The sequence below is a fragment of the Haladaptatus sp. CMAA 1909 genome, from assembly GCF_043952005.1.
Taxonomy (GTDB): Archaea; Halobacteriota; Halobacteria; order Halobacteriales; family Haladaptataceae; genus Haladaptatus.
Genome location: NZ_JBIOAV010000001.1, coordinates 1,824,454 through 1,844,769, shown reverse-complemented (window position 1 = coordinate 1,844,769; position 20,316 = coordinate 1,824,454). Strand labels below are relative to the sequence as shown.

Genomic DNA, 20,316 nt, shown 5'->3' with positions numbered 1-20,316 from the left:
TCCGGGCGTTCATCGGTCGATAGTCCGGGCGTTCATCGGTCGATAGTCCGGGTCCGTCGGGTTCGTGGCCCTATTTTCCGTTCGCCGCGACACCCAATTTCAAATACCGCGACCGCAATCACAGTTCATGAGCCGACTTGCAGACGAGACGACGACCACGGCCCGCGAGGCGCTCGCGGACGTGGACGTCGCGCTGCTTCCGACCGGAAGCGTCGAACAGCACGGACCCGCCCTCCCGCTCGGGACGGACTTCATGGCGGCACAGGCGGTCGCGGAGACGCTCGCTGACCGGGAGGACGTCGTCCTCCTCCCGACGATTCCCGTGGGCGTCAGCGAACACCACCGCCAGTTCGACGGCACCCTCTGGACGGACCCGGCGACGTTCGAGGACTACGTCGAGGATATCGTTTCGAGCGTCGCCAGCCACGGCGTGCGGAAGGTCGTCGTCGTGAACGGCCACGGCGGCAACAGCGGCGCGCTCACGCGCGTCGCGCGCCGGGTTCGACGCGAGGAGGTCGCCTACGCCGTCCCGTGGAACTGGTGGGGCGGCATCGGCGACGTGCTCGAAGACGAGTTCGGGGCGGGCATCACGCACGCCGACGAAATCGAGACGAGCATGCTCCTCGAAGTCGCCGAGGAACTCGTCCGCGAGGCGGCGCTCGAAGAGGCCGAGGCGGGCGCGAACGACGCGTGGGGCGAGGAAGTTCACGGCGCGAACATCGGCTTCGACACGGCCGACTTCTCCGACAGCGGCGTCGTCGGCACTCCCACCAGAGGCTCGCGGGAGGCAGGGGAGCGACTCCTCGACGCGTCGAGCGACGAACTCGCAGCGCTGGTCGAATGGCTCGCGGACCAAAATATCGACCACCTCTGGCCCGAGGACCACCGATGAACGTCGGCATCGTCGGCGGCGGCGCTGTCGGGGTGACGGCCGCTCGCGACCTCGCGGTTCGGGGGGCCGACGTGACGCTGTTCGAGAAAGGCACCATCCCGAACGAAGGGGAGAGCACGTTCAGAGCGGCGGGCGTGCTGTACGACGCCTTCGCGGCACCGGAGGACGCCCGCGTCGGTGCGCGTGCGATCGAACGGTTCCACGAGTTCTCGGGCACCGCCGGGTTCGAGTTCGTGGAGACGCCCTACGTCTGGTTCGCACGCACGGGCGACGAGAAGCGCGCGGCGGCCATCCGCGAGCAGGTCCCGCGGATGCGCGAGCACGGCCGGGACGTCGCGTTCATTCACGCGTCGGAACTCGAAGATCGATATCCGGCGTTGAACGCGGACGACATCGGTGTCGCGGCAATCGCTCGGAACACGGGCCGAACCGACCCCGGAAGCTACGCCCGAATGATGGCGGCCGAAGCCGAAAAGAACGGGGTCGAGATTCGAACCGAGACCGAAGTCCGCGTCCGACTCGACGAGACGGCGACCGACGGAGCGCCACGAATTCTTCCCGACGGCGGCCACGCGGAGCCGTTCGACGCGATGCTGGTCGCGGCGGGCGCACACACGAAGCGCGTGTTGGCGGATGCCGGCATCCCGGTCGCGCTCAAACCGTACCGCGTGCAAGCACTCACCTGCGAGTTCGACGCCGACACGCCGATGCTGTACGACGCCACGGAGGGCTACTACCTCCGACCGCATCCCGACGGCCTCCTCGCCGGGGACGGTACCGAAGAAGTCGAAAGCGACCCGATGGAGTGGAAGCACGCGGCGGATTCCACTTTCGAGACGACGATGGAGGAACGCCTCGCCCACCGTCTCGATTTCACCCCGGAGGGTTCCCCGGCGGTCGAACGAGCGTGGGCGGGCCTCTGCACCGCGACGCCCGATTATGACCCGCTCCTCGGCGAGATTCGACCGAACTGCTACGTCGCCGCCGGGTGGCAAGGCCACGGCTTCATGCGTTCGCCGGCGCTCGGGGAGGCGATCGCGAAGGACATCCTCGGCGACGGCGGCATCCCGGAGTTCGATCCGAGACGCTTCACCGGGGACGAGGAGTTCGAAGTCGTCGAAGGAATGGCGGTGGAGTGAGTGTATCGGCGAGTACCGGCCGATTCTCAGTTCGACTTCGGCACCGTGACTTCGAGGGTGCCGGAGTCGGTCAGCGTCGCCGTCGCTTTCTTCGCGTCAACCTCGGCGTCCGCCGGGAGTTCGACCTCGCCGTCGAGCGACATCCCGCGGCCGGGGAACACCATGTCGAACCCGTCGTGGAAGTCGCGGAAGCGGTCGATTCGCACGAGGACGGAATTCCTGACGAACCGGACTTGCACGTCGCTTCCGGTCGCTCCCGCCGCGTCGAAGACGACGAGGTAGGCGTCCTCGCTTTCGAGCAGGTCGGACGGAACGGGCCGCGACTCCTGTACCTTGCTCGCGGCGCGGCCGACCTTCGATGCGACGGCCGTCACGGTCGAGCGCCCGAGGTCGCGCAGCGTCATAGCTCGATCGCTTCGAGGGAATCGGTTTCGCCACAGTACGGGCATTGGAAGTCGTTCACGCCGACGTCGTCGGGCATGTCGTAGGTGTAGTGCATCTCGAACATGTCCATCTCGCAGTCGCCGTCCGTGCATTTGACCTCAAGCGTCGCGGGCATACACGACGATACGTTCCGGACGAAAATAAACGCGCGGACTTCGACTAGGAACGGTGGTTCGGGGATTACGAGTTGTGGTTGGTTTTGGTTGTGTGATTGGAGTTACTGAGAAGCAGACTTCGAAAGCCCCCGCCCGCTCGCGGCCGCTGTGCGGGATATCCGCGCTCTCCGCACAGTTCGCGCGGATAGTGCCCGCACAGCCGACCACGCAGAGCGCGACCGGGCGGCCCCTTTCATCCACCTAGACGACCGTACAGCACCGTACCGCTTGCTCACGGCGTTGCCGTTCGCATTCGAGGTTTCTACGAAACCTCGCAAGCCACTCCCTCCCCAACCGACTGCGTTTCTCGACCTTCGGTCTGCGATACTCATCCCTCGCGTGATGGCTATCAGGTCCGCGGCCGATTGCTGGCCGCGGACCTTCTGGCGCACGCGCCGGAGTGGTTAGCCCAGTTTCGCATATCTACACTTCCGTCGTGGCGGGCGCTGGCGGGACGACGCGATCATGCTCGGCCGCGTCGCCTCGCTGAAGCGTGCGAGATGTTCGTGAGTGACGAAGGAGTTCCCGTGAGCGAAGCGAACGGGAGCACGGAAGAACCGCGGTCTTCCGGAGCGAACGAATGGCTCGTCAGAGAGTGCTCTGACGGTGGATGAGCACTGGAGCGGAGTTCTCGTGAGAGAAGTCATCGTGAATGAAACGACCGAGGGCAGGGAAGACGCGGTTTGTCTTCCCGTGCGAGCGAGAGCACGAAAGAACTCGTTCTTTCGGAGCGAAGCGCGCAATCGGTTGGGGAGGATGTGGCCGTCGCGGTTGCGGTGCGGTTTCAGTGACGTCTGTACCTGCGGTCACAGCAATATCAACCACAAGTCAGGGAACGGGCGGGGGCTTTCGGGGCCGTCGTCGAAGCACTCGCACCCGAACTCGAACCCGCCTCGTACTGAACAGTCACGACACACCCGTTCCCGTAGTAGTCACCGTTTTACCCGCCGAGTCACAAAGGCGGGTAATGACTAACCCCGCGACCCTCGACGTGACGCTCGTGGACGGCTACGTCGACGAACCGGCCCATTTCGGCGTGCCGCCGTACATCTCGACGTATCCGCGCTACACCGCCGGAGCGCTCGTGGACGCGGGGGTGCCGGAGGAACGGATAACCTACCACACCATCGACGAACTCCGGGAGGACAATTCGAAGTGGGCGGACGTGGCCGACGCCGACCTGTTCGTCTACATCGGCGGGATGACGGTGCCGGGGAAGTACGTCGGCGGGACGCCCGCCGAACCGGACGAGGTGCGGAAGATGGCGTGGACCGCCGACGGGACCAGTCTGATGGGCGGCCCCGTCAAGTTCGGCGTCGGGGACGAGAACGCGGGGGGAACCCAAACCGAGCGCGACGACCTCGACTTCGATTTCGTGGCGAAAGGCGACGTGGAAGCCGCCGCCGCGGACCTCGTGGAAAGCGGGTTGGAGGGTTTCAACAACCGAATGCGGGACAACGAGGAGATCGACCGCTGGGCGGAGGCGGGGGCGTTCGTGGTCGAACAGCACCCGAACCACCCGGAGTACCTCATCTGCGAGATGGAGACCTCGCGTGGCTGTCCATACCGCTGTTCGTTCTGCACGGAACCGCTGTACGGCAACCCGTCGTTCCGCGAACCCGAGTCCGTCGTCGCAGAAGTCGACGGCCTCTCGAACCGGGGCGTCAAGCACTTCCGACTGGGGCGACAGGCCGACATCCTCGCCTACGGCGGCGACGGCGAGAAACCGAACCCCGACGCGCTCCGCGAGTTGTACGGCGGGATTCGGGAGGTCGCGCCGGACCTCGGGACGCTCCACCTCGACAACATGAACCCCATCACCATCGTCGAGTGGCCGGAACTGTCGCGCGAAGGTATTCGGGTCATCGCCGAACACAACACGCCCGGTGACACCGCCGCGTTCGGCCTGGAATCCGCGGACCCGGTGGTGCAGGAGCAGAACAACCTGAACGTCACCGCCGAGGAGTGTTTCGAGGCGGTGAAAATCGTCAACGAGGAGGCGGGATGGCGGCCGGGAGAAGCCGCGAGCGACGCCCCGACCCACGGTCCCGACGCCGCGAACCGACTGCCGAAACTGCTTCCGGGAATCAACCTCCTCCACGGGTTGAAGGGCGAGCGCACGGAGACGTTCGACCACAACCGCGAGTTCCTCCAGCGAGTCTACGACGAGGGGCTGATGCTTCGCCGGGTGAACATCCGGCAGGTCATGGCCTTCTCGGGAACGGAGATGAACACCGTCGGAACTGACATCGCCGATAATCACAAACGACTGTTCAAGCGGTACAAGAGCGAGGTCCGCAAGGAGATCGACAACCCGATGCTTCAACGCGTCGCGCCGCCGGGGACCGTGCTGCCGAACGTCCACCTCGAATACCACAAGGACGGCCGGACCTTCGGGCGGCAGTTGGGAACCTACCCGCTCCTCGTCGGGATTCCGGGCGAGCGCGAACTCGGTCGGACCATCGACGTGGCCGTCGTGGACCACGGCTACCGCTCCGTCACGGGCGTTCCGTACCCGCTCGACGTGAACAGCGCGTCGATGAACGAACTCACGGCGATTCCGGGTCTCGGTAAACAGCGCGCCGGAAACGTCATCGTCAATCGCCCCTACGAGACGTCGGACGACCTCGCCGAGACGGTGGACGTGGACCTCAGCAAGTTCGCCGGAGCGCCGGTTTCCAGAAACGCTGACTGAAAACTGATTTTCACAGCGACTCACCGTCGAGGGCGAGCGAAGCGAGCCGTCGGCGGAGGGAGCGATAGGCCGGTGAACCAACCGCCGGAAGTCGGCCAGGGACACAACCGCCAGAAACGGCGGCCGAACCAACCATCAGAAACAGCAACCGAATCAATCACCAGAAGTCGGCCAGTGACACATCCATCAAAAATCGGCCGGTGACACAATCACTAGCGACCAGCGATTCCACCGCGAGTGAGGAACGAACGAGCGGGCCGCCGATTGAATGGCGCATGGAAGAGCTTCGCTCTTCCAATGCGAAATGAAAGCGGCGTGCTTTTGCTCGAGCTTTTACAGGGAGACAGGATGACTCGGACCGATTCGATCCGAGTCATCCCTTTGACCGTCGTAAAAGGTCGTTTTAGAATTCCTCTTCGATGATTTCACCAACGGCGAAGTTCGACTTGACTTCCGTGATTTCGACCTTCACACGTTCGCCGATTTCCGCGCCGGGGACGATGATGACGTAGCCGCGCTCGACGCGAGCGATGCCGTCGCCCTGCTTACCGATATCCTCGACTTCGACGTAGCGGATTTCACCGGCTTCGACGGGTGGCTGCGGTTCCGACGAGACGGTTCCGGTGTTCGCGTTGGCGCTCGATTGCGTCGCTGTCGCCGATTGTTCGTCGCTCGATTCCTCCTCGGTCTCCCGCGAGATAAGCGCGACACGGTAGGTTTCTCCCGGTTCAACCGAACCCGTATCGATTTCACGGCGTGGCACACTGACGACGTATTCGTCGCCTTTGAGAGTAACATCAGCGCTGAACAGACACAGGAGTTTGTCAGAGATTTCCAAGGGTCGTAGACCTCCAGATGAAAACAAGTAGTCAACCATTATAGAATTATCGACAGCCACCTTTTGCTGCGGTCGGGAGCCGAATTCGGCGCTGTTCGCGCCGAATTCGGCCTTCCTTCCTGGCAAAAGCTGGACCAAAAGCACTCGTCACCTCCGTCTGTCGTGCCACAGGCACTCCGTTGGAGGTTCCTCGGCCCGGAAAATCGGAGATTTTCCGGTGGGGTTGCTTGCCTCGGTGGTTGTGTCACCGGCTGATTTCTGGCGGTTGTGTCACCGGCCTATCGCTCGCGGCGGCTCACTTCGTTCGCGCCTGCCGCTCGCTGTCGAAAATGGTCTTCCTTCCGACCCTCGTCAGCCTTCGTACGCCGTTCCGTCGGGGTTTTTGGCACCCTCCGAGTCGTGGACGACGATTTCGCCAGAGTCGGGGTTCGCGGCTTCGTAGTTGTCGCGGACGCCGATGGCCTCTTCGAGTTCTCGAACGGCGCGTTCCTTGAGCGCCGCCGCGAGTTCCTCGGCGTGTTCCCTGTCGATGTCGCGGCCGAGACCCTCGCACTCGTGGGCGCGGACCATCCCCGACTCGTCCACGGGTTCGCCCATCGGTTGGCTCGTCCCGCCGAGCGCCACGCTGAAGGGGTACGTTTGGCAGATGAGCGGTCGGTCGGGATGGACCGAACACGCTCCGATTCCCTCTTCGTAAAACCGACAGTCGCCGCAGTCGTCCGTCTGGAGCGCCCACTCGAACGTCTCGCCGCCGTCCTCGTCCAGACCGAACGGCATGGGTCGGGCGACGTCCCGGAAGTCGTACTCCGTCGTCTCCTGCAACGCGCGCACCTCGTCGGGGAAGACGGTGGCGGTGTGCGGGTCGTCGGTCTCGCTCGTACAGCAGGCACCGCAGCGCGTGCACTCGAACCCGATGTCCCCGATCGCGTCCGCGAGGTCGGTCACGTCGAGCGATTTCGCGCGTTCCAGTTCGGCTTCGAGGGATTCCACGGAGGACGGTTCGTGCGAGGAGGGAAAACGGTTGTGGGCTTTCGTTCAGGTCGGACGGGCGCGTTCGCCGTCCCAGACCACGTTCCCCTCGACGGCCAACTTCTCCAGATGGGCCGCCACCGTCCTCTCCGCGAACTCCCTGACGTCCGAGACGTCCTTGTCGTAGGCGGCGTCCGTCACCGAAGAAAGTGTCTCCGCACCGTCACGAACCGCGTCTAGAACGCGTCCCTCGCGGCGCAGTCGGTGGTCGATGAGTCGGCGAATCGTCCGCCTCGGATTCTCGATGACGGGTCCGTGCCCCGGGTAGAGGACGTCGGGATTCTTCGCGTACAGTCGGCGAAGCGAGGTCAGGTAGGCGCGCACGTCGCCCTCCCCGGCGGCGACGACGACGCTTCCTTCCGCGACGGCGAGGTCGCCCGTGATGAGTCCGTCGTCCGCGGCGAGCGCGACGTGGTCGGGGGCGTGTCCCGGCGTCTCGATGACGGTCAGCGGACCGACGGTCGTTCCTTCGCGGAACGTGCGGTCGGGAGCGACCCCCGTCGCTCGCTCGAAGCGTTCTTCGCGGCCTCGGCGCGCCCAAACCGTCGCATCGCAGGCGTCGGCGTAGTGAGTGACGCCGCCGACGTGGTCCGGGTGGGTGTGGGTGAGGACGACGTGTTCGATGTCGTTCTCCTCGACTGCTCGATCGAGTTCGTCCGTCCGTCCCGCCGGGTCGACGAGGACGGTATCGACGACGTAGGCATTCGTCTCCCCGTGCGGGGCCAGCGTCTCGGTGAGGACGGGAATCGGGTTCACGTCCGGGGCGTGGCCCCCCAGCGGGAAAAGTCGTTCGTGGTCACTGGCGGTCGGGAAACGAAGAACGTCGAAAAACGTCGGTGAAAAAAACCGGGAGGCGTGAGGAGTTAGTTGTTCAGCAGGTAAACCTGCTTTCGCGCGTCGCGGAAACTGTGGCGCGAGACGATGAGGTCCTGCTCTTCGAGACGGGTCAGCGCGTAGCGGACGGTCCGGTCCGGGAGAAGGGATTCCTCGGCGAGTTGGCCCTGCGTCAGCGGTTCTTCGGTTTCCAACACCTTGGCGACGAGTTTGGCGCTGGGGGGTAATTCTCTGAGTCGTTCACGGAAATCGCGCGCTGGTTCTGCTACAGTCGTGCTCATGTATACCATGCGACCACGGCATGGTGGTAAACGTTGGCTATAGGTGTGTTCATACAATATCGACACCTTAAACGTCATAATATCACACTTAGGTAGCCTGATAGGTCGGGAAGAACGTTCAGGACTCTTCCCGACGTTCACCGCTCATGGAACCGATACCCGAGGAGTACAGGGACCTATTCGAACGGAAGGCGTTCGCCAACTTCGCCACGGTCATGCCCGATGGGACGCCCCAGGTGACGCCTGTGTGGGTCGGTTACGACGGCACCCATCTTCTCATCAATACGGCGAAAGGCCGCCAGAAGGAGCGAAACGTCCGGCGGAACCCGAAGGTCGGCCTCTCCATCCTCGACCCCGACGACCCGTATCGGTTCGTCTCGGTTCGCGGCGAAGTCGAGGACGTGACCGAGGAGGGCGCGGTGGATCACATCAACGAACTCACCGAGCGGTACATGGACCGGGAGAAGTACCCGAACCTCGGCGAGGAAGGCGGCCCCCGCGTCGTCGTTCGCATCCGCCCCGACCGCGTGGTGACGGGCGGCTAACGTCGACGTTCCTACCGCCTACGGTCGGTTTTCGGCGGCCCGCTGTGGCGGTTGTACTGGCCGAGAACGCAGCCGCAGTCGGGGCAGTGAACAATGATGATTCGTTCGTATTCGTGGCGAACGAGGTCGTTCGCGGTGAAATCGCCCTCACAGTGATTACAAGTCGGCATTCGAAACCCCATACGGGATACGCGACGAACGCGCAAAGGCGTTCGCCCCGTCCCTATCCACATCCAGTACCGTTTTATCCCTCGGGTGAGGTTGTTCGGACGAAGAAAGTGTGAAGGGACAGGAGTGGTATCAGGCTACGGAGGTGGCCGAGGAATACGAAGAGAAGCGATTCTCCCGTGGCGGTAGGCTCATCGACCGCCGCGAGAAGCAAGCCGTCCTCGACGCTATCGGGCCGGTCGACGGCAAACGCGTTCTCGAAATAGCGTGTGGTACCGGCCGGTTTACCGTCATGCTCGCCGAGCGGGGTGCGGACATCGTCGGCCTCGACATTTCGGCCGCGATGCTCCAACAGGGTCGCCACAAGGCGCGAAACGCCGGTGTCGCGGATCACTTGGAGTTCATGCGCGGCGACGCCGCGCGTCTCCCGTTCCCCGACGACCACTTCGACACCGTGTTCGCCATGCGCTTTTTCCATCTCGCCAACACGCCGGCCTCGTTCTTGAGCGAGATGTGTCGCGTGTCGAAGAATCAGGTCTTCTTCGACACGTTCGCGGGACCGAGCACGCGAAGCCTCTACAACTGGTTGTTGCCGATGGGGTCGCGACTGTACTCGTTGGAGGACGTACAGAAACTCCTCGGGGAAACCGGTCTTTCGCTGGTCGATTCGGACCACGACTGGGTTCTTCCCTACGGATTCTATCGGAAGATTCCGGACGCGATAGCGTCTCGCATCCGGAATATGGACACCACCATCGGCGATTCGATGTTCGGCGACAAACTCGCGTCGGTCTCCTATTGGAACACGAGCGTCGAGTGATGTGACGACCGCGTGCCGAATTGCTTTTACGTACTCGGTATCTGAAAAGCGGATATGGACTTGTCCGTGGTGGTCCCAACGCTCAACGGTCGGGAACCATTGAGCGACGCCCTCGACGCGCTTGGGCGACACGCGCCCGATGCCGAAGTCGTCGTGGTCAACGGCCCCTCCACGGACGGCACCTCCGGCATGGTCTGTGAGCGCTCCGACGTGAGCGCCCTCGTTGAGATTTCCGACCGCAATTTGAACGTCGCGCGGAACGCGGGACTCGCCGAGGCCAGCGGCGAGGTCATCGCGTTCATCGGGGAGGAGGTGTCCGTCGAATCGTCGTGGTTCGACGGTATCCGCGACGCTATCGCGGATGGCGCGGACGTGGTGACGGGGCCGGTCCACCGAATGGTCCGGGCCGGGATGACGACGGAGACGGTCGAAACGCGAACCATCGCCGGACGCGACGTAACTTACTTTTCCGGCGTGAACGTCGCATTCACGCGTCACAGTATCGAAGCGGTCGACGGCTTCGACGAGAACTTGGAAACCGGCGGCGCACGCGACTGCGCTCATCGTCTCGCGGGACAGGAGCGACCGATAGCGTGGTCGTCCGACGTGTCTGTCCGTCGTGACGACACCGACGAGAAGGGCGTCGAACGCGACTGGTGTGCCAAATACCGGTCGCTCTCCTATCGCATGGTGAAAAACTACGGCCCGCGACTGACCGTGTTCAGGCGGACCTTCCACGACGCCGTCCGCGACGCGCGAACCGCGGGCGGAGAGGTGGCTTCGGGCGACGCGAAACCGTCCCTCTGGGCGGGGTGTGGCAAACAGGTACTCAAGGGAATCGCCGGGGGAACCAAGGACGGCCTCATCGGGCGACTTCGTGACCGAAGCGACGCGCGCAACCCCGCCGGGCTTTCCTCGCGCGCCGACCGCGCCGTCGAACGGTACGACTGGCGCGATGTGGAGACCGAAATCGAGTGACCGCCGCTACTCCTCGTGGTCGGGCGCGAGGGCTTCGACGACGCGGGACGGGTTGTTGGTGAACACTTTTCGCATGGCGTCCTCGGGAACGTCGAGGGTGAGGATTTCCATCACGGCGACGTTCGGGTGGGCGTTCGGGGCACCGCTTCCGAACAGCACGCGGTCGGGGTGTTCCATTATCGCCCGCTCCATCTGCTCCCGATAGCGGACGAAACTGGTGTCGAGATAGCAGTCGTCGTACGAATCCAGCAGGTCGATGGCGTCCGCCATCAGGTCGCGGTTCAGTGGAAATCCGCCGAAGTGCGAGAGGACGACGGGAAACGAACGGTCGAGGAGGACGTCGGCGGCCGCTCGGGGGGTGAACCCTTCCCCGGCGTGAACGAGAACGGGGAGGTTCACCGCCTCTAATTGGGAGAGGACGTCGTCTTCGGGCAGTCCGTCGCACGTCGGGTCGAGTTTGAATCCGTGGAACCGGTCGTCGTAGGCGTACTGCTCGATGTCGTCCGAGGACGTGTGCCACTCCTTCCGACGCGACCTGAAATTCCTGAGTCGCGCCGTGGCGCTTCCGTCGGGGTCGCGCGGGCCGTTGATTCGAGCGAAGGCGAAAAACGGGCGTTCCACGCTTCGCCGGGCGACGGCGTTGTTCGCCCGGAGATAGCTGCTTCCCTCCTGCGGGCCGGGAAACACGACCGCGCTGACGACGCCCGCTTGGTGGAGTTCGCGCTCCAGTTTGTCGGGCGAGATGGCCCGTCCACGCGCCGTCACGGACTCCTCGACGGGAAGGCGCGCGTGGACGTCCACCACTCGAAACCGATGCTCCAGTTCCAACATCTGAAATTTTCTCGATTACAGTCGGGCATGTATCTATCGGTCGATGGTCGTATCGGCGTCCCGTCCAGCGAACTGTGTAGAAACGTTTATATAGAACATCAATCATTCGTTATACGTATGTCAGAATCAGGCTTTGGACAGCGACGCATGGGCGGCCGACCGATGTTCATCCTCAGCGAGGGGACGGAGCGAACGCAGGGTCGCGACGCGCAGTCCTCCAACATCTCCGCCGGTAAAGCGGTCAGCGAGGCCGTACGGACCACACTCGGTCCGCGCGGAATGGACAAGATGCTCGTCTCGGACGACGGCGATGTGGTCATCACGAACGACGGGGTCACGATCCTCGACTCGATGGACATCGAGCACCCCGCCGCGCAGATGATCGTCGAAGTCTCCCAGACCCAGGAGGACGAAGTCGGCGACGGCACCACCACGGCCGCGGTGCTCTCCGGTGAACTCCTGGCGAAGGCCGAGAACCTCCTCGACCAGGACGTTCACGCGACCACCATCGTGGAAGGCTACGCCCGCGCCCGTGACATCGCCGTCGAAGCCGTCGACGACCTCTCGCTCGACGTCGACATCGACGACGACCTTCTGAAACAGGTCGCGGAGTCCAGCATGACCGGCAAGGGAACCGGTGACATCACGACCGAACGCCTCGCCGAAGTCGTCGTCAACGCGGTTCGCGGCGTCGAGAGCGACGAGGGAATCGGCCGCGACGAGATCCGCGTCCTCACCCAAACCGGGTCGAGTTCCAGCGCCACGGAACTCATCGAAGGTATCGTCACCGACGCTGAACCCGCACACAATAACATGCCGCGCTCCGTCGAGGACGCGACCATCCTCGCCACCGACGGCTCCTTCGGCGTCCGAGAAACCGAAATCGACGCCGAGTACTCCGTCGACAACGTCGACCAACTCACCGCTGCGATGGACGCGGAAAACGACCAACTCCGCGAACTCGCCGACGCCATCGCGGACGCCGGCGTCGACGTCGTCTTCTCGCACTCCTCCATCGAGGACCGCACCGCGTCGTACCTCGCCGAACACGGCATCCTCGCCTTCGACGACGTCGACGACGACGTGACGAGCGCCATCGCCAAGTCCACGGGCGGCAAGCGCACGGGCAAGCCGGACGACGTCGACGACGACGAACTCGGCCACGCCGACTCCATCCGCGTCGAGAAGTACGGCGGCGAGGACCTCGTGTTCATCGAGGGTGCCGCCGAGGCACAGTCCGTCACCGTCTTCGTCCGCGGTGGAACGGACCACGTCGTCGACGAACTGGAGCGCGCAATCGAGGACGCACTCGACGTCGTCACCTCCGCCGTCGAAACCGAGAGCGTCGTCCCCGGCGCTGGCGCGATAGAGACCAGCATCGCGGGCCGCGTCCGTGACGAGGCCGCGGGTATCGAAGGCCGCCAGCAACTCGCCGTCGAGGCGTTCGCCGACGCCGTCGAAGTCCTCCCGCGAACCCTCGCGGAGAACACCGGTATGGATCCCATCGACGCGCTCGTGGACCTCCGCGCAGCGAACGACGACGAAGAGGGAAGCGCGGGCATCATCTCCTCCGGCGAGACCGGGAAAATCGCGAACCCCGTCGAGGAGGGCGTCATCGACCCCGCCGCCGTCAAGCGCGAGGCCGTCGAGAGCGCCACCGAGTCCGCGACGATGATCGTCCGCATCGACGACGTCATCGCCGCCGAGTAAGCGCGTTCGCTCCCGATTTTCGATTCCTTTTACCGTCGTCCGCCTCGACCCTTTTCGACTCGCCCCGAGCGGAAGTAGCAAACCCTAACCCCGCCGGGTGACAATTCCCGGCGATGAGCGACCGCGTTATCTCAAGCCGCCCCGTCTTCCTCGCCACCGCGATAACCATCGTCATCGCCGCTGGCGGCATCGGACTCACCGTCGGCGCGACGGGCCAGAACCGCGGAAAGACGCTCTCGCTGCTCGGCGTCTCGCTGTTCGACATGAGTCCCGTCTCCATGGCCCTGTTCGGAATGGCGCTCACCACGACCGTTCTCGTCCTGTTGTTCGCCCTCGTCTCCTACGCGTCGCGCTTCGACAGCAACAACGTGACGTGAACTGACAGCAGACGAAAAACGGGCGAGAGAGGTGAACTGACGAATGACGGAAGCAACGGGCGAGAAACGGGGCGACGGACGAACGGCAGATGCGAGTGAGGTGAGATGGGCGGCCTGGCACGAGACGGAAACCGTTTTTCCGGTCGGTGAACTTCCCTCCGGTATGGCGACCGGAACCCGTTCACGAACGTCGAAAGCGAATGCCACGACCGGCGACCTGTTGGCCGTCGCGGCCACGATTCTGCTGGCAAACCTGCCGACCCTCTTCGCGTTCTACGTCATCCTCGACACGTACAACCCGTTGACGACCGACCTCACGTTTTTCAAGTACGCCACGACGACGATGAGCGGCGCGCTCGTCTTCGCCGTTCTCTGGACCGGAATCGTCTTCTTCGCCTACGGTCCGTCGCTGTCGCGGCAATGGAACGGCCGCTAACGGTGATACAAAAGCAGAATAATTCGATCTTCGCGCTGTTTTACGGCGCGATGGTGCCCTCCTCGGCGTCGAGGAGTTCGTGGTAGCGGTTGCGAATCGTGACCTCGCTGATGTTCGCCACGTCGCTGACCTCGCTCTGTGTCACCTTCTCGTTGGTCAGGAGCGCCGCGGCGTAGACGGCGGCCGCGGCGAGGCCGACGGGCGATTTGCCGCTGTGAAGGCCCTTCTCGGTCGCCGTGTCGAGCAACGAGCGAGCGCGGCGTTCGGTCTCGTCCGAGAGGTCGAGTTCGGAGGCGAAACGCGGAACGTAGCTCTTCGGGTCGGCGGGTTCGATTTCGAGGCCGAGTTCGCGGGCGATGTAGCGGTAGGTGCGTGCGATTTCGTCCTTCTCGACGCGCGACACTGCCGTCAACTCGTCTAAGCTACGCGGCGTCCGCGCCTGTCGGGCAGCGGCGTACAGCGCGCCGGTCGCGACGCCTTCGATGGAGCGCCCCGGTAGCAGGTCCTCGTCGAGCGCACGGCGGTAGATGACGCTCGCAGTCTCCCGAACGGTGTCCGGCAGGCCGAGCGAACTCGCCATGCGGTCGATTTCGCCCAACGCCTGCTTGAGGTTGCGTTCTTTGCTGTCGCGGGTGCGGAAGCGCTCGTTCCACTTGCGGAGGCGCTGCATCTTCTCGCGCTGGCGGGACCCGAGCGAGTTGCCGTAGGCGTCCCTGTCGCGCCAGTCGATGTTGGTCGACAGGCCCTTGTCGTGCATCATGTTCGTCGTCGGCGCACCGACGCGGGATTTCTGTTCGCGCTCGCTCGCGTCGAAGGCGCGCCATTCCGGTCCGCGGTCCACGGCGTCCTCCTCGACGACGAGGCCGCAATCGTCACACACCCGCTCACCGCGCTCCTCGTCGGTGACGAGCGGGCCGCCACATTCGGGGCACTGCTGTTGCTCGTCGGCTCGCGTTTCGGATCGCTCACCGGTGGTTTCCGTTTCTTCGGTCGGTCGGGTACGTGTATCAGTCATGGCGTACTATCAGGAGAAGACAGAGGGTCGATGGTGTACTACGAGAGTCGGAGAGTGGAAGTAATCGATAGACATATCTTATAGCACCTATAGCTACTTAACTCCAGTGGGCAAATCGGGCATTTTCTCGTCTCCAAAAACAGCGTATTCATCGTCGAGAGATCGATAATAATGCAGTATTCGATTTTTGCACACTACTCGTAGATTCGCCGTCTTTATGGGTGATTCGGCGGTGAGTATCGAAACCCTTACCGCTCGTCCGAGGGTTCGTCAACACATGAGCGATACGCCTCCCGGACCGGACGAGGTTCGGTACGTCGCACGGTTGGCCCGCGTCGGGGTGTCCGACGAGGAGGCCGAGCGATTCGCCGAACAGTTCGCCGATATTCTCGGCTACTTCGAGACGTTAGACGAGGTGCCCGAGGTCGAGCGTGAAGCCGACCTCGTGAACGTCATGCGCGAGGACGAGGTACGGACCAGCCTCGACCAAGCCGACGCGCTGGAAAACGCACCGGAGACCGAAGACGGCTACTTCAAGGGACCGAACGTCTCATGAGCGGCGATATATTCATCACCGAGGAGACCATCGACGGCGCGGATAACGGTCCATTGGCCGGAACGACGGTCGCCGTCAAGGACAACATTAGCACCGAAGGCGTCCGAACGACCTGCGGGTCAGCCATGTTGGAGGAGTACGTCCCGCCCTACGACGCCACGGTCGTCTCACGGCTGAAGGAGGCCGGTGCGACCATCGTCGGAAAGACCAACATGGACGAGTTCGGCATGGGAACGACGACCGAAACGTCCGCCTTCGGTCCGACGGAGAACCCCGTCGCCGAGGGTCGCGTACCCGGAGGTTCCTCGGGCGGAAGCGCGGCGGCGGTCGCGGCGGGTGAGGCCACGCTCGCGCTCGGTACCGACACGGGCGGGTCGATTCGCTGTCCCGCGGCGTTCTGTGGCGTCGTCGGCATCAAGCCCACCTACGGACTCGTCTCGCGGTACGGCCTGGTCGCCTACGCGAACAGTCTGGAACAGATCGGTCCCATCGCGCCGACCGTCGAGGAAGCCGCGGGGCTGCTCGACGTCATCGCCGGACCCGACGACCACGACGCGACGACCCGCGACGAAGGTGCCGACGCGGACTACGCGAGCGCCGCCGACGGCGACGTGGACGGACTCGACATCGGCGTCCCGACCGAACTCGTCGAGGGCGCGGACGACGGCGTCGTCGAGCGATTCCGGGACGCCATGGACGAACTCGAATCGCAGGGCGCGACCGTTCACGAAGTGTCGCTTCCGTCGGTCGAACACGCCGTCGAGGCATACTACGTCATCGCCATGTCCGAAGCGTCCTCGAACCTCGCTCGCTACGACGGCGTTCGGTACGGCGAGTCCGGCGGCTACGACGGCAACTGGAACGAGACCTTCGCCGAGACGCGCGAGGAGTCCTTCGGCGACGAGGTGAAACGACGCATCCTGCTCGGCACCTATGCCCTCTCGGCGGGCTACCACGACAAGTACTACAAGAAAGCACAGGACGCACGTGCGTGGCTCAAGGGGGACTTCGATTCGGCGTTCGAGGACGTGGACGTCCTCGCCAGTCCGACCATGCCCACGCCGCCGTTCGAACTCGGTGAAAGCTTGGACGACCCGCTCCAGATGTACCTCGCCGACGCGAACACCGTCCCGGTCAACCTCGCCAACCTGCCCGCAATCTCCGTCCCAGCGGGCGAAACCGACGGGCTTCCCGTCGGCGTGCAGTTCATCGGGCCGAAGTTTGGCGAGAAGCGCGTGGTTCGAGTCGGAAGCGCGCTGGAGTAACGAACCGTTTCGAGTTTCTGCGGGCGACGGTCGTACTGGTTCGGAGGACGATGAGCAGGGGCTATCGTTTATAAATTGCTTGACGAGTGTCCAGTTTTACGAGGCAATCAACTGCGGCACTATCGAACTACACTATTCGGCGGTAGAATCAACCGGATGGTAAACTAGAAACCATATTATAGTATAAACGACCTATTATCGAGTACGATTCCGATGATTGTCAAAGCAGAAGACGCGGATTCGAACGAGTTTCAAGGCGTACAGTTCGACGTGCTCGCGGTCGGCGACGAGTCGATGGTGACGAAGATGCACTTCAGAAAAGGAAATGACGTTCCACCGCACAGTCACGAGAGCGAACAGAGCGGATACGTGATTTCGGGTACGTATCGAATCCACATCGGTGACGACGACGAAATGATAACGGGCGGAGACAGTTATTCGATACCGGGTGGCGTCGAGCACAGTTACGAAACCATCGAATCCGGGGAGATCATCGACGTGTTCTCGCCACCCCGAGAGGAGTTTCTGTAAGCGATTTGAATGCGGTACTCGGCAGCAACCGACTTGCGGCCTCGTCTCACGGTAGTGACTCGTTCCCTCCGCGAACGGCCCCGAACGCCGTCCCGGTCAACCTCGCCAACCTGCCGCGATTTCGGTTCCGGCGGGCGAAACCGACAGGCTTCCCGTCGGCGTGCAGGTCATCGGTCCGAAGTTCGGCGAGAAGCGCGTGATTCGAGTCGGGAGCGCGCTGGAATAACTCCGTTTTTGGGCCGCGGAGCGCGCTGAAACCGGTCCGGTAGGGAGACGATGCCAACGGTTATTTCTCCCCTGAAGTTCGATTACACGTATGGCAGGCACCGTCGTCGAAGTCGAGATTCCCGCCGACGAGTTCGCACTCTGGGAGACACTCACGGAGCACGAAAACCTCGAATTCGAAATCGAACGCGTCGTCGCCCACGAGGATGACCGCGTGATGCCGTTCGTTTGGGCGAGCGGCGGCACGAAGGACACCAAAACGATACTGGAAAGCGACAGCAGCGTCGAGAACTTGCAGTTACTCGCCGATTTGGAGGACGAACAGCTATACCAGATGGAGTGGACGGACCACATCCAGACGCTGGTTCACATCCTCGTCGACGAGGAGGCGACCGTTCTCTCCGCGTCCGGCAACAGCAGTCACTGGCACCTTCGAATCCTGTTTCCCGACCGAGATGCGCTATCACAGACATACGATTACTGCCGGGAAAACGACCTCTCCCTCGATATCCGCAACATCTATCAGTTGGATCAGGGTCGCAAGGGACGGTTCGGCCTCACCGACGACCAACAGGACACGCTGACCCTGGCGTTTCAGAAGGGCTACTACGACATTCCCCGCGAGGCCTCCGCGGAAAACCTCGCGGGCGAACTCGACGTGTCACACCAAGCCGTCTCCGAGCGACTGCGGCGCGGCCATCGAAGCCTCGTGAAAAACACGCTGATTATCGGCCGGGAGACGGACGAAGAGAAATAGCGACGCGGGTTTCACTCCTCGTACGCGAGGTTCATTATCCACTGCGAGAAGGCGTCGCTCTCGGGATCGATCTCCTCCTCCCCGATGAACGGCGAGAGCATGTCGCCGGCCATCAACAGCGAGAATTCGAGGTCCTTCGCGGCGGGCGTGATGAAGTAGGTGTTGTGTCCCTCGTAGACGGTTTCCTGTCGCTTGACGAATCCCATCCGTTCCAACGATTCGACGATTCGGCTTCCTTTCCGCGAGGAGACATCGAGTTGCTTCCAGAAGTCGCTCTGGTGGATGCCGCCGGTCTCGCGAACGAGTTCGAGTCCGTGATACTCGTCCTCGGTGAGGTCTTCCTCGGACGTTGCCGTGCTCATGTTCACTACAGGGACGGGCGGGCGTTTAAATGTGACTTTCCACGTTCTCGTACGACGTCTCACAGGGGGGGCCGTCGGCGAACTCGTAGGACCCGCTCCCGTCCGCGAACAGGGTCACGATGGACGATGAACGGGTTCCGTACCCGTCGCCGTGGACGCACGCCCCGATGTCGTGGTTTCGAAGGACGTCCTTCGTTTCCGTCCGCCAATCGGCCAGCGACGGTGGGTCGTCCGGGTCCGCCTCCGCGAGGGATAGAATTCGCTTCGATTTGGGAGCCCCTTCGTCGAACCCCCTGTTCACGACGACGTGGACGCCCGGGTCGAACCGCGTCGTTTCGAGCGTTCCGTCCCACTCAAACAGTGTCGCTTCCGTCAAATCCGCTATCACGAGGTTGAACCCGGCGTACGTCCGTTCGTCGACTTCGCTCGTGACGAACTCGCGGGCGGACGCTGCGGAGTCGTGGGAGAGCGCGTCGCGTACCAGCAGGCCGCGGGAGCGTTCGCCCTCCAGTTCGACCCAGCGGTTCGTCACGCCGACGAACAGGCCGCGGTCGTTGTAGCCGACCCAGGTACCGCCCGCCTCCTCGTCCTGCGGGGCGACGACGGTCGGATTCCTGTCCAACACTCCAGGACCACGGGACGGCCGCCCGAACGCTTCGTCCCGGTTCGCGGCGGCGACGACGGGCGCGTCATCGAACACCCGCCACGCCACGATGAGTGTACACACGTTTACCGATTGGCGCGGACTCGATAAAAGGCTTCGTCGGCCCCGCTGCTTATGCGGTTTCTCGTGGAGCGGTCCGTGGGGATTTCTACCATGACACACAGACGCGACGTGATAAAGACGGGTGCGACGCTGGGGGTCGGAACGAGCGTTCTTGGAACCGGACTCACGACCGCACAGATGGGCGGCGGTCCGTCGTTCAGCACGGGGCAAATGACGGGCGAGAGCCAGCCGAAACGGGTGAAGACGAACGCCAACGGCGTGGCGATGTTCACGCAGGCGGGCGAAAACGTCCGGTTCGTCCTCCTCGTCTCGAAACTCGAGAACGTCACGGAAGCGCACATCCACCGAGGTGCGGAGGGCGAAAGCGGCCCGCCGGTCGTCTGGCTCTATCCGAGTACGAGCGCGACCGAGGGACGGCAGTTTTCGGGGCAGTTCGACGGCATCCTCGCGTCCGGAACGTTCGGCGCGAACGACCTCGTCGGACCGTTGCAGGGGCAACCGCTCTCGGAACTGGCGAGCGCCATCCAGGCCGGCGAGGCATACGTCAACGTCCACACGAAGCAGTATCCCGAGGGGGAAATCCGCGGACAGCTCACACCCGTCTCGAACGCACGGGCGCGGTTTAAGCAAACTCTCAACGTAAGTACCGAAAACGGACTGAACGTCGGACGGTCGGTGAGCCTTCAGATCCAGCAGTCGTAGTCCA

Annotated in this window: 25 protein-coding genes and 1 pseudogene; 15 read left to right on the top strand and 11 right to left on the bottom strand. The window is 63.4% G+C overall.

Annotated features, from left to right (window positions below):
- The first annotated feature begins 127 nt into the window (after positions 1–127).
- Positions 128–892 carry a creatininase family protein gene (locus ACGYLY_RS10180; protein WP_395281751.1) on the top strand — a complete coding sequence of 255 codons (765 nt, stop codon included), beginning with the start codon at positions 128–130 and terminating at the stop codon, positions 890–892.
- Complete coding sequence (locus ACGYLY_RS10175; RefSeq protein ID WP_395281752.1) at positions 889–2,031, top strand: NAD(P)/FAD-dependent oxidoreductase; 1,143 nt, start codon at positions 889–891, stop codon at positions 2,029–2,031. The genes ACGYLY_RS10180 and ACGYLY_RS10175 overlap by 4 nt, the downstream gene beginning before the upstream one ends.
- 26 nt (positions 2,032–2,057) lie before the next feature.
- Here the strand turns inward: ACGYLY_RS10175 and ACGYLY_RS10170 are convergent, their stop codons facing one another.
- Positions 2,058–2,435, bottom strand: coding sequence for an Hsp20/alpha crystallin family protein (locus ACGYLY_RS10170; RefSeq protein WP_395281753.1), 378 nt, complete (start codon positions 2,433–2,435; stop codon positions 2,058–2,060).
- Positions 2,432–2,590 (bottom strand): hypothetical protein, encoded by a 159-nt coding sequence (locus ACGYLY_RS10165; RefSeq protein ID WP_231184368.1) that lies wholly within the window; start codon positions 2,588–2,590, stop codon positions 2,432–2,434. Before ACGYLY_RS10165 ends, ACGYLY_RS10170 begins: the two co-directional genes overlap by 4 nt.
- 1,007 nt (positions 2,591–3,597) lie before the next feature.
- Here ACGYLY_RS10165 and ACGYLY_RS10160 point away from each other — a divergent pair.
- Complete coding sequence (locus tag ACGYLY_RS10160) at positions 3,598–5,325, top strand: radical SAM protein (RefSeq protein WP_395281754.1); 1,728 nt, start codon at positions 3,598–3,600, stop codon at positions 5,323–5,325.
- A 403-nt stretch (positions 5,326–5,728) separates the two neighbouring features.
- Here the strand turns inward: ACGYLY_RS10160 and ACGYLY_RS10155 are convergent, their stop codons facing one another.
- The 4 genes from ACGYLY_RS10155 to ACGYLY_RS10140 form a co-directional block, all read right to left on the bottom strand.
- Entirely contained in the window at positions 5,729–6,163 is a 435-nt protein-coding gene (locus tag ACGYLY_RS10155; RefSeq protein WP_395281755.1) for a TRAM domain-containing protein, read from the bottom strand.
- A 351-nt stretch (positions 6,164–6,514) separates the two neighbouring features.
- Positions 6,515–7,153, bottom strand: a complete 639-nt coding sequence (locus ACGYLY_RS10150) for a YkgJ family cysteine cluster protein (RefSeq protein WP_395281756.1) — start codon at positions 7,151–7,153, stop codon at positions 6,515–6,517.
- Positions 7,154–7,198: 45 nt separating this feature from the next.
- Positions 7,199–7,948 carry an MBL fold metallo-hydrolase gene (locus ACGYLY_RS10145; protein WP_395281757.1) on the bottom strand — a complete coding sequence of 250 codons (750 nt, stop codon included), beginning with the start codon at positions 7,946–7,948 and terminating at the stop codon, positions 7,199–7,201.
- Positions 7,949–8,055: 107 nt separating this feature from the next.
- A complete protein-coding gene (locus ACGYLY_RS10140) occupies positions 8,056–8,307 on the bottom strand; it encodes a MarR family transcriptional regulator (RefSeq protein ID WP_395281758.1) in 252 nt (83 codons plus the stop codon).
- A gap of 146 nt (positions 8,308–8,453) precedes the next feature.
- Here ACGYLY_RS10140 and ACGYLY_RS10135 point away from each other — a divergent pair, with 146 nt between their 5' ends.
- Positions 8,454–8,852 carry a PPOX class F420-dependent oxidoreductase gene (locus ACGYLY_RS10135; RefSeq protein ID WP_395281759.1) on the top strand — a complete coding sequence of 133 codons (399 nt, stop codon included), beginning with the start codon at positions 8,454–8,456 and terminating at the stop codon, positions 8,850–8,852.
- An 11-nt stretch (positions 8,853–8,863) separates the two neighbouring features.
- On the opposite strand, the gene ACGYLY_RS10130 is transcribed toward ACGYLY_RS10135, so the two are convergent.
- A complete protein-coding gene (locus ACGYLY_RS10130; protein WP_395291140.1) occupies positions 8,864–9,022 on the bottom strand; it encodes a hypothetical protein in 159 nt (52 codons plus the stop codon).
- A gap of 110 nt (positions 9,023–9,132) precedes the next feature.
- Here ACGYLY_RS10130 and ACGYLY_RS10125 point away from each other — a divergent pair, with 110 nt between their 5' ends.
- Positions 9,133–9,840, top strand: coding sequence for a class I SAM-dependent methyltransferase (locus ACGYLY_RS10125; RefSeq protein WP_231184360.1), 708 nt, complete (start codon positions 9,133–9,135; stop codon positions 9,838–9,840).
- 54 nt (positions 9,841–9,894) lie between these two features.
- Positions 9,895–10,818, top strand: a complete 924-nt coding sequence (locus tag ACGYLY_RS10120) for a glycosyltransferase family 2 protein (RefSeq protein WP_395281761.1) — start codon at positions 9,895–9,897, stop codon at positions 10,816–10,818.
- 6 nt (positions 10,819–10,824) lie between these two features.
- Here the strand turns inward: ACGYLY_RS10120 and ACGYLY_RS10115 are convergent, their stop codons facing one another.
- Positions 10,825–11,649 carry an amidohydrolase family protein gene (locus tag ACGYLY_RS10115; protein ID WP_395281762.1) on the bottom strand — a complete coding sequence of 275 codons (825 nt, stop codon included), beginning with the start codon at positions 11,647–11,649 and terminating at the stop codon, positions 10,825–10,827.
- 147 nt (positions 11,650–11,796) lie between these two features.
- Between ACGYLY_RS10115 and thsA the strand changes: the two genes are divergently transcribed.
- The 3 genes from thsA (at position 11,797) to ACGYLY_RS10100 (ending at position 14,172) form a co-directional block, all read left to right on the top strand.
- A complete protein-coding gene (gene thsA, locus ACGYLY_RS10110; protein ID WP_395284122.1) occupies positions 11,797–13,359 on the top strand; it encodes a thermosome subunit alpha in 1,563 nt (520 codons plus the stop codon).
- 113 nt (positions 13,360–13,472) lie between these two features.
- Positions 13,473–13,736, top strand: a complete 264-nt coding sequence (locus tag ACGYLY_RS10105; RefSeq protein WP_231184357.1) for a hypothetical protein — start codon at positions 13,473–13,475, stop codon at positions 13,734–13,736.
- Between the two features lie 43 nt (positions 13,737–13,779).
- Entirely contained in the window at positions 13,780–14,172 is a 393-nt protein-coding gene (locus ACGYLY_RS10100; RefSeq protein ID WP_395281763.1) for a hypothetical protein, read from the top strand.
- 40 nt (positions 14,173–14,212) lie between these two features.
- On the opposite strand, the gene ACGYLY_RS10095 is transcribed toward ACGYLY_RS10100, so the two are convergent.
- Positions 14,213–15,187, bottom strand: coding sequence for a transcription initiation factor IIB family protein (locus ACGYLY_RS10095; protein WP_231184354.1), 975 nt, complete (start codon positions 15,185–15,187; stop codon positions 14,213–14,215).
- A 277-nt stretch (positions 15,188–15,464) separates the two neighbouring features.
- On the opposite strand from ACGYLY_RS10095, the gene gatC reads away from it, so the two are divergent.
- The 5 genes and pseudogenes from gatC to ACGYLY_RS10070 all read left to right on the top strand — a co-directional run bounded on the left by gatC (position 15,465) and on the right by ACGYLY_RS10070 (position 18,521).
- Positions 15,465–15,743, top strand: a complete 279-nt coding sequence (gatC, locus tag ACGYLY_RS10090) for an Asp-tRNA(Asn)/Glu-tRNA(Gln) amidotransferase subunit GatC (RefSeq protein ID WP_231184353.1) — start codon at positions 15,465–15,467, stop codon at positions 15,741–15,743.
- Positions 15,740–17,008 (top strand): Asp-tRNA(Asn)/Glu-tRNA(Gln) amidotransferase subunit GatA, encoded by a 1,269-nt coding sequence (gene gatA / locus ACGYLY_RS10085; RefSeq protein WP_395281765.1) that lies wholly within the window; start codon positions 15,740–15,742, stop codon positions 17,006–17,008. Before gatC ends, gatA begins: the two co-directional genes overlap by 4 nt.
- 213 nt (positions 17,009–17,221) lie before the next feature.
- On the top strand, positions 17,222–17,539 hold the full coding sequence (locus tag ACGYLY_RS10080) for a cupin domain-containing protein (RefSeq protein ID WP_395281766.1): 318 nt from the start codon (positions 17,222–17,224) through the stop codon (positions 17,537–17,539).
- Positions 17,540–17,622: 83 nt separating this feature from the next.
- Positions 17,623–17,765: pseudogene (locus ACGYLY_RS10075) on the top strand (amidase family protein); the annotation flags it as partial.
- Between the two features lie 90 nt (positions 17,766–17,855).
- Positions 17,856–18,521 carry a bacterio-opsin activator domain-containing protein gene (locus ACGYLY_RS10070; protein ID WP_395281767.1) on the top strand — a complete coding sequence of 222 codons (666 nt, stop codon included), beginning with the start codon at positions 17,856–17,858 and terminating at the stop codon, positions 18,519–18,521.
- An 11-nt stretch (positions 18,522–18,532) separates the two neighbouring features.
- On the opposite strand, the gene ACGYLY_RS10065 is transcribed toward ACGYLY_RS10070, so the two are convergent.
- Together ACGYLY_RS10065 and ACGYLY_RS10060 are read right to left on the bottom strand one after the other, a co-directional pair.
- On the bottom strand, positions 18,533–18,883 hold the full coding sequence (locus ACGYLY_RS10065) for a MarR family transcriptional regulator (protein ID WP_231184349.1): 351 nt from the start codon (positions 18,881–18,883) through the stop codon (positions 18,533–18,535).
- Between the two features lie 25 nt (positions 18,884–18,908).
- A complete protein-coding gene (locus ACGYLY_RS10060) occupies positions 18,909–19,610 on the bottom strand; it encodes an NRDE family protein (RefSeq protein ID WP_395281768.1) in 702 nt (233 codons plus the stop codon).
- 90 nt (positions 19,611–19,700) lie between these two features.
- Here ACGYLY_RS10060 and ACGYLY_RS10055 point away from each other — a divergent pair, with 90 nt between their 5' ends.
- Entirely contained in the window at positions 19,701–20,312 is a 612-nt protein-coding gene (locus tag ACGYLY_RS10055) for a CHRD domain-containing protein (RefSeq protein ID WP_395281769.1), read from the top strand.
- Positions 20,313–20,316 lie beyond the last annotated feature (4 nt).

Bases quoted from the DNA above. Each gene is read 5' to 3' on its own strand.
- ACGYLY_RS10180 (WP_395281751.1), top strand. From the start codon at position 128: ATGAGCCGACTTGCAGACGAGACGACGACCACGGCCCGCGAGGCGCTC.
- ACGYLY_RS10175 (WP_395281752.1), top strand. From the start codon at position 889: ATGAACGTCGGCATCGTCGGCGGCGGCGCTGTCGGGGTGACGGCCGCT.
- ACGYLY_RS10170 (WP_395281753.1), bottom strand. From the start codon at position 2,435: ATGACGCTGCGCGACCTCGGGCGCTCGACCGTGACGGCCGTCGCATCG.
- ACGYLY_RS10165 (WP_231184368.1), bottom strand. From the start codon at position 2,590: ATGCCCGCGACGCTTGAGGTCAAATGCACGGACGGCGACTGCGAGATG.
- ACGYLY_RS10160 (WP_395281754.1), top strand. From the start codon at position 3,598: ATGACTAACCCCGCGACCCTCGACGTGACGCTCGTGGACGGCTACGTC.
- ACGYLY_RS10140 (WP_395281758.1), bottom strand. From the start codon at position 8,307: ATGAGCACGACTGTAGCAGAACCAGCGCGCGATTTCCGTGAACGACTC.
- ACGYLY_RS10135 (WP_395281759.1), top strand. From the start codon at position 8,454: ATGGAACCGATACCCGAGGAGTACAGGGACCTATTCGAACGGAAGGCG.
- ACGYLY_RS10130 (WP_395291140.1), bottom strand. From the start codon at position 9,022: ATGCCGACTTGTAATCACTGTGAGGGCGATTTCACCGCGAACGACCTC.
- ACGYLY_RS10120 (WP_395281761.1), top strand. From the start codon at position 9,895: ATGGACTTGTCCGTGGTGGTCCCAACGCTCAACGGTCGGGAACCATTG.
- ACGYLY_RS10115 (WP_395281762.1), bottom strand. From the start codon at position 11,649: ATGTTGGAACTGGAGCATCGGTTTCGAGTGGTGGACGTCCACGCGCGC.
- thsA (WP_395284122.1), top strand. From the start codon at position 11,797: ATGGGCGGCCGACCGATGTTCATCCTCAGCGAGGGGACGGAGCGAACG.
- ACGYLY_RS10105 (WP_231184357.1), top strand. From the start codon at position 13,473: ATGAGCGACCGCGTTATCTCAAGCCGCCCCGTCTTCCTCGCCACCGCG.
- ACGYLY_RS10100 (WP_395281763.1), top strand. From the start codon at position 13,780: ATGACGGAAGCAACGGGCGAGAAACGGGGCGACGGACGAACGGCAGAT.
- ACGYLY_RS10095 (WP_231184354.1), bottom strand. From the start codon at position 15,187: ATGACTGATACACGTACCCGACCGACCGAAGAAACGGAAACCACCGGT.
- gatC (WP_231184353.1), top strand. From the start codon at position 15,465: ATGAGCGATACGCCTCCCGGACCGGACGAGGTTCGGTACGTCGCACGG.
- gatA (WP_395281765.1), top strand. From the start codon at position 15,740: ATGAGCGGCGATATATTCATCACCGAGGAGACCATCGACGGCGCGGAT.
- ACGYLY_RS10080 (WP_395281766.1), top strand. From the start codon at position 17,222: ATGATTGTCAAAGCAGAAGACGCGGATTCGAACGAGTTTCAAGGCGTA.
- ACGYLY_RS10070 (WP_395281767.1), top strand. From the start codon at position 17,856: ATGGCAGGCACCGTCGTCGAAGTCGAGATTCCCGCCGACGAGTTCGCA.
- ACGYLY_RS10065 (WP_231184349.1), bottom strand. From the start codon at position 18,883: ATGAGCACGGCAACGTCCGAGGAAGACCTCACCGAGGACGAGTATCAC.
- ACGYLY_RS10055 (WP_395281769.1), top strand. From the start codon at position 19,701: ATGACACACAGACGCGACGTGATAAAGACGGGTGCGACGCTGGGGGTC.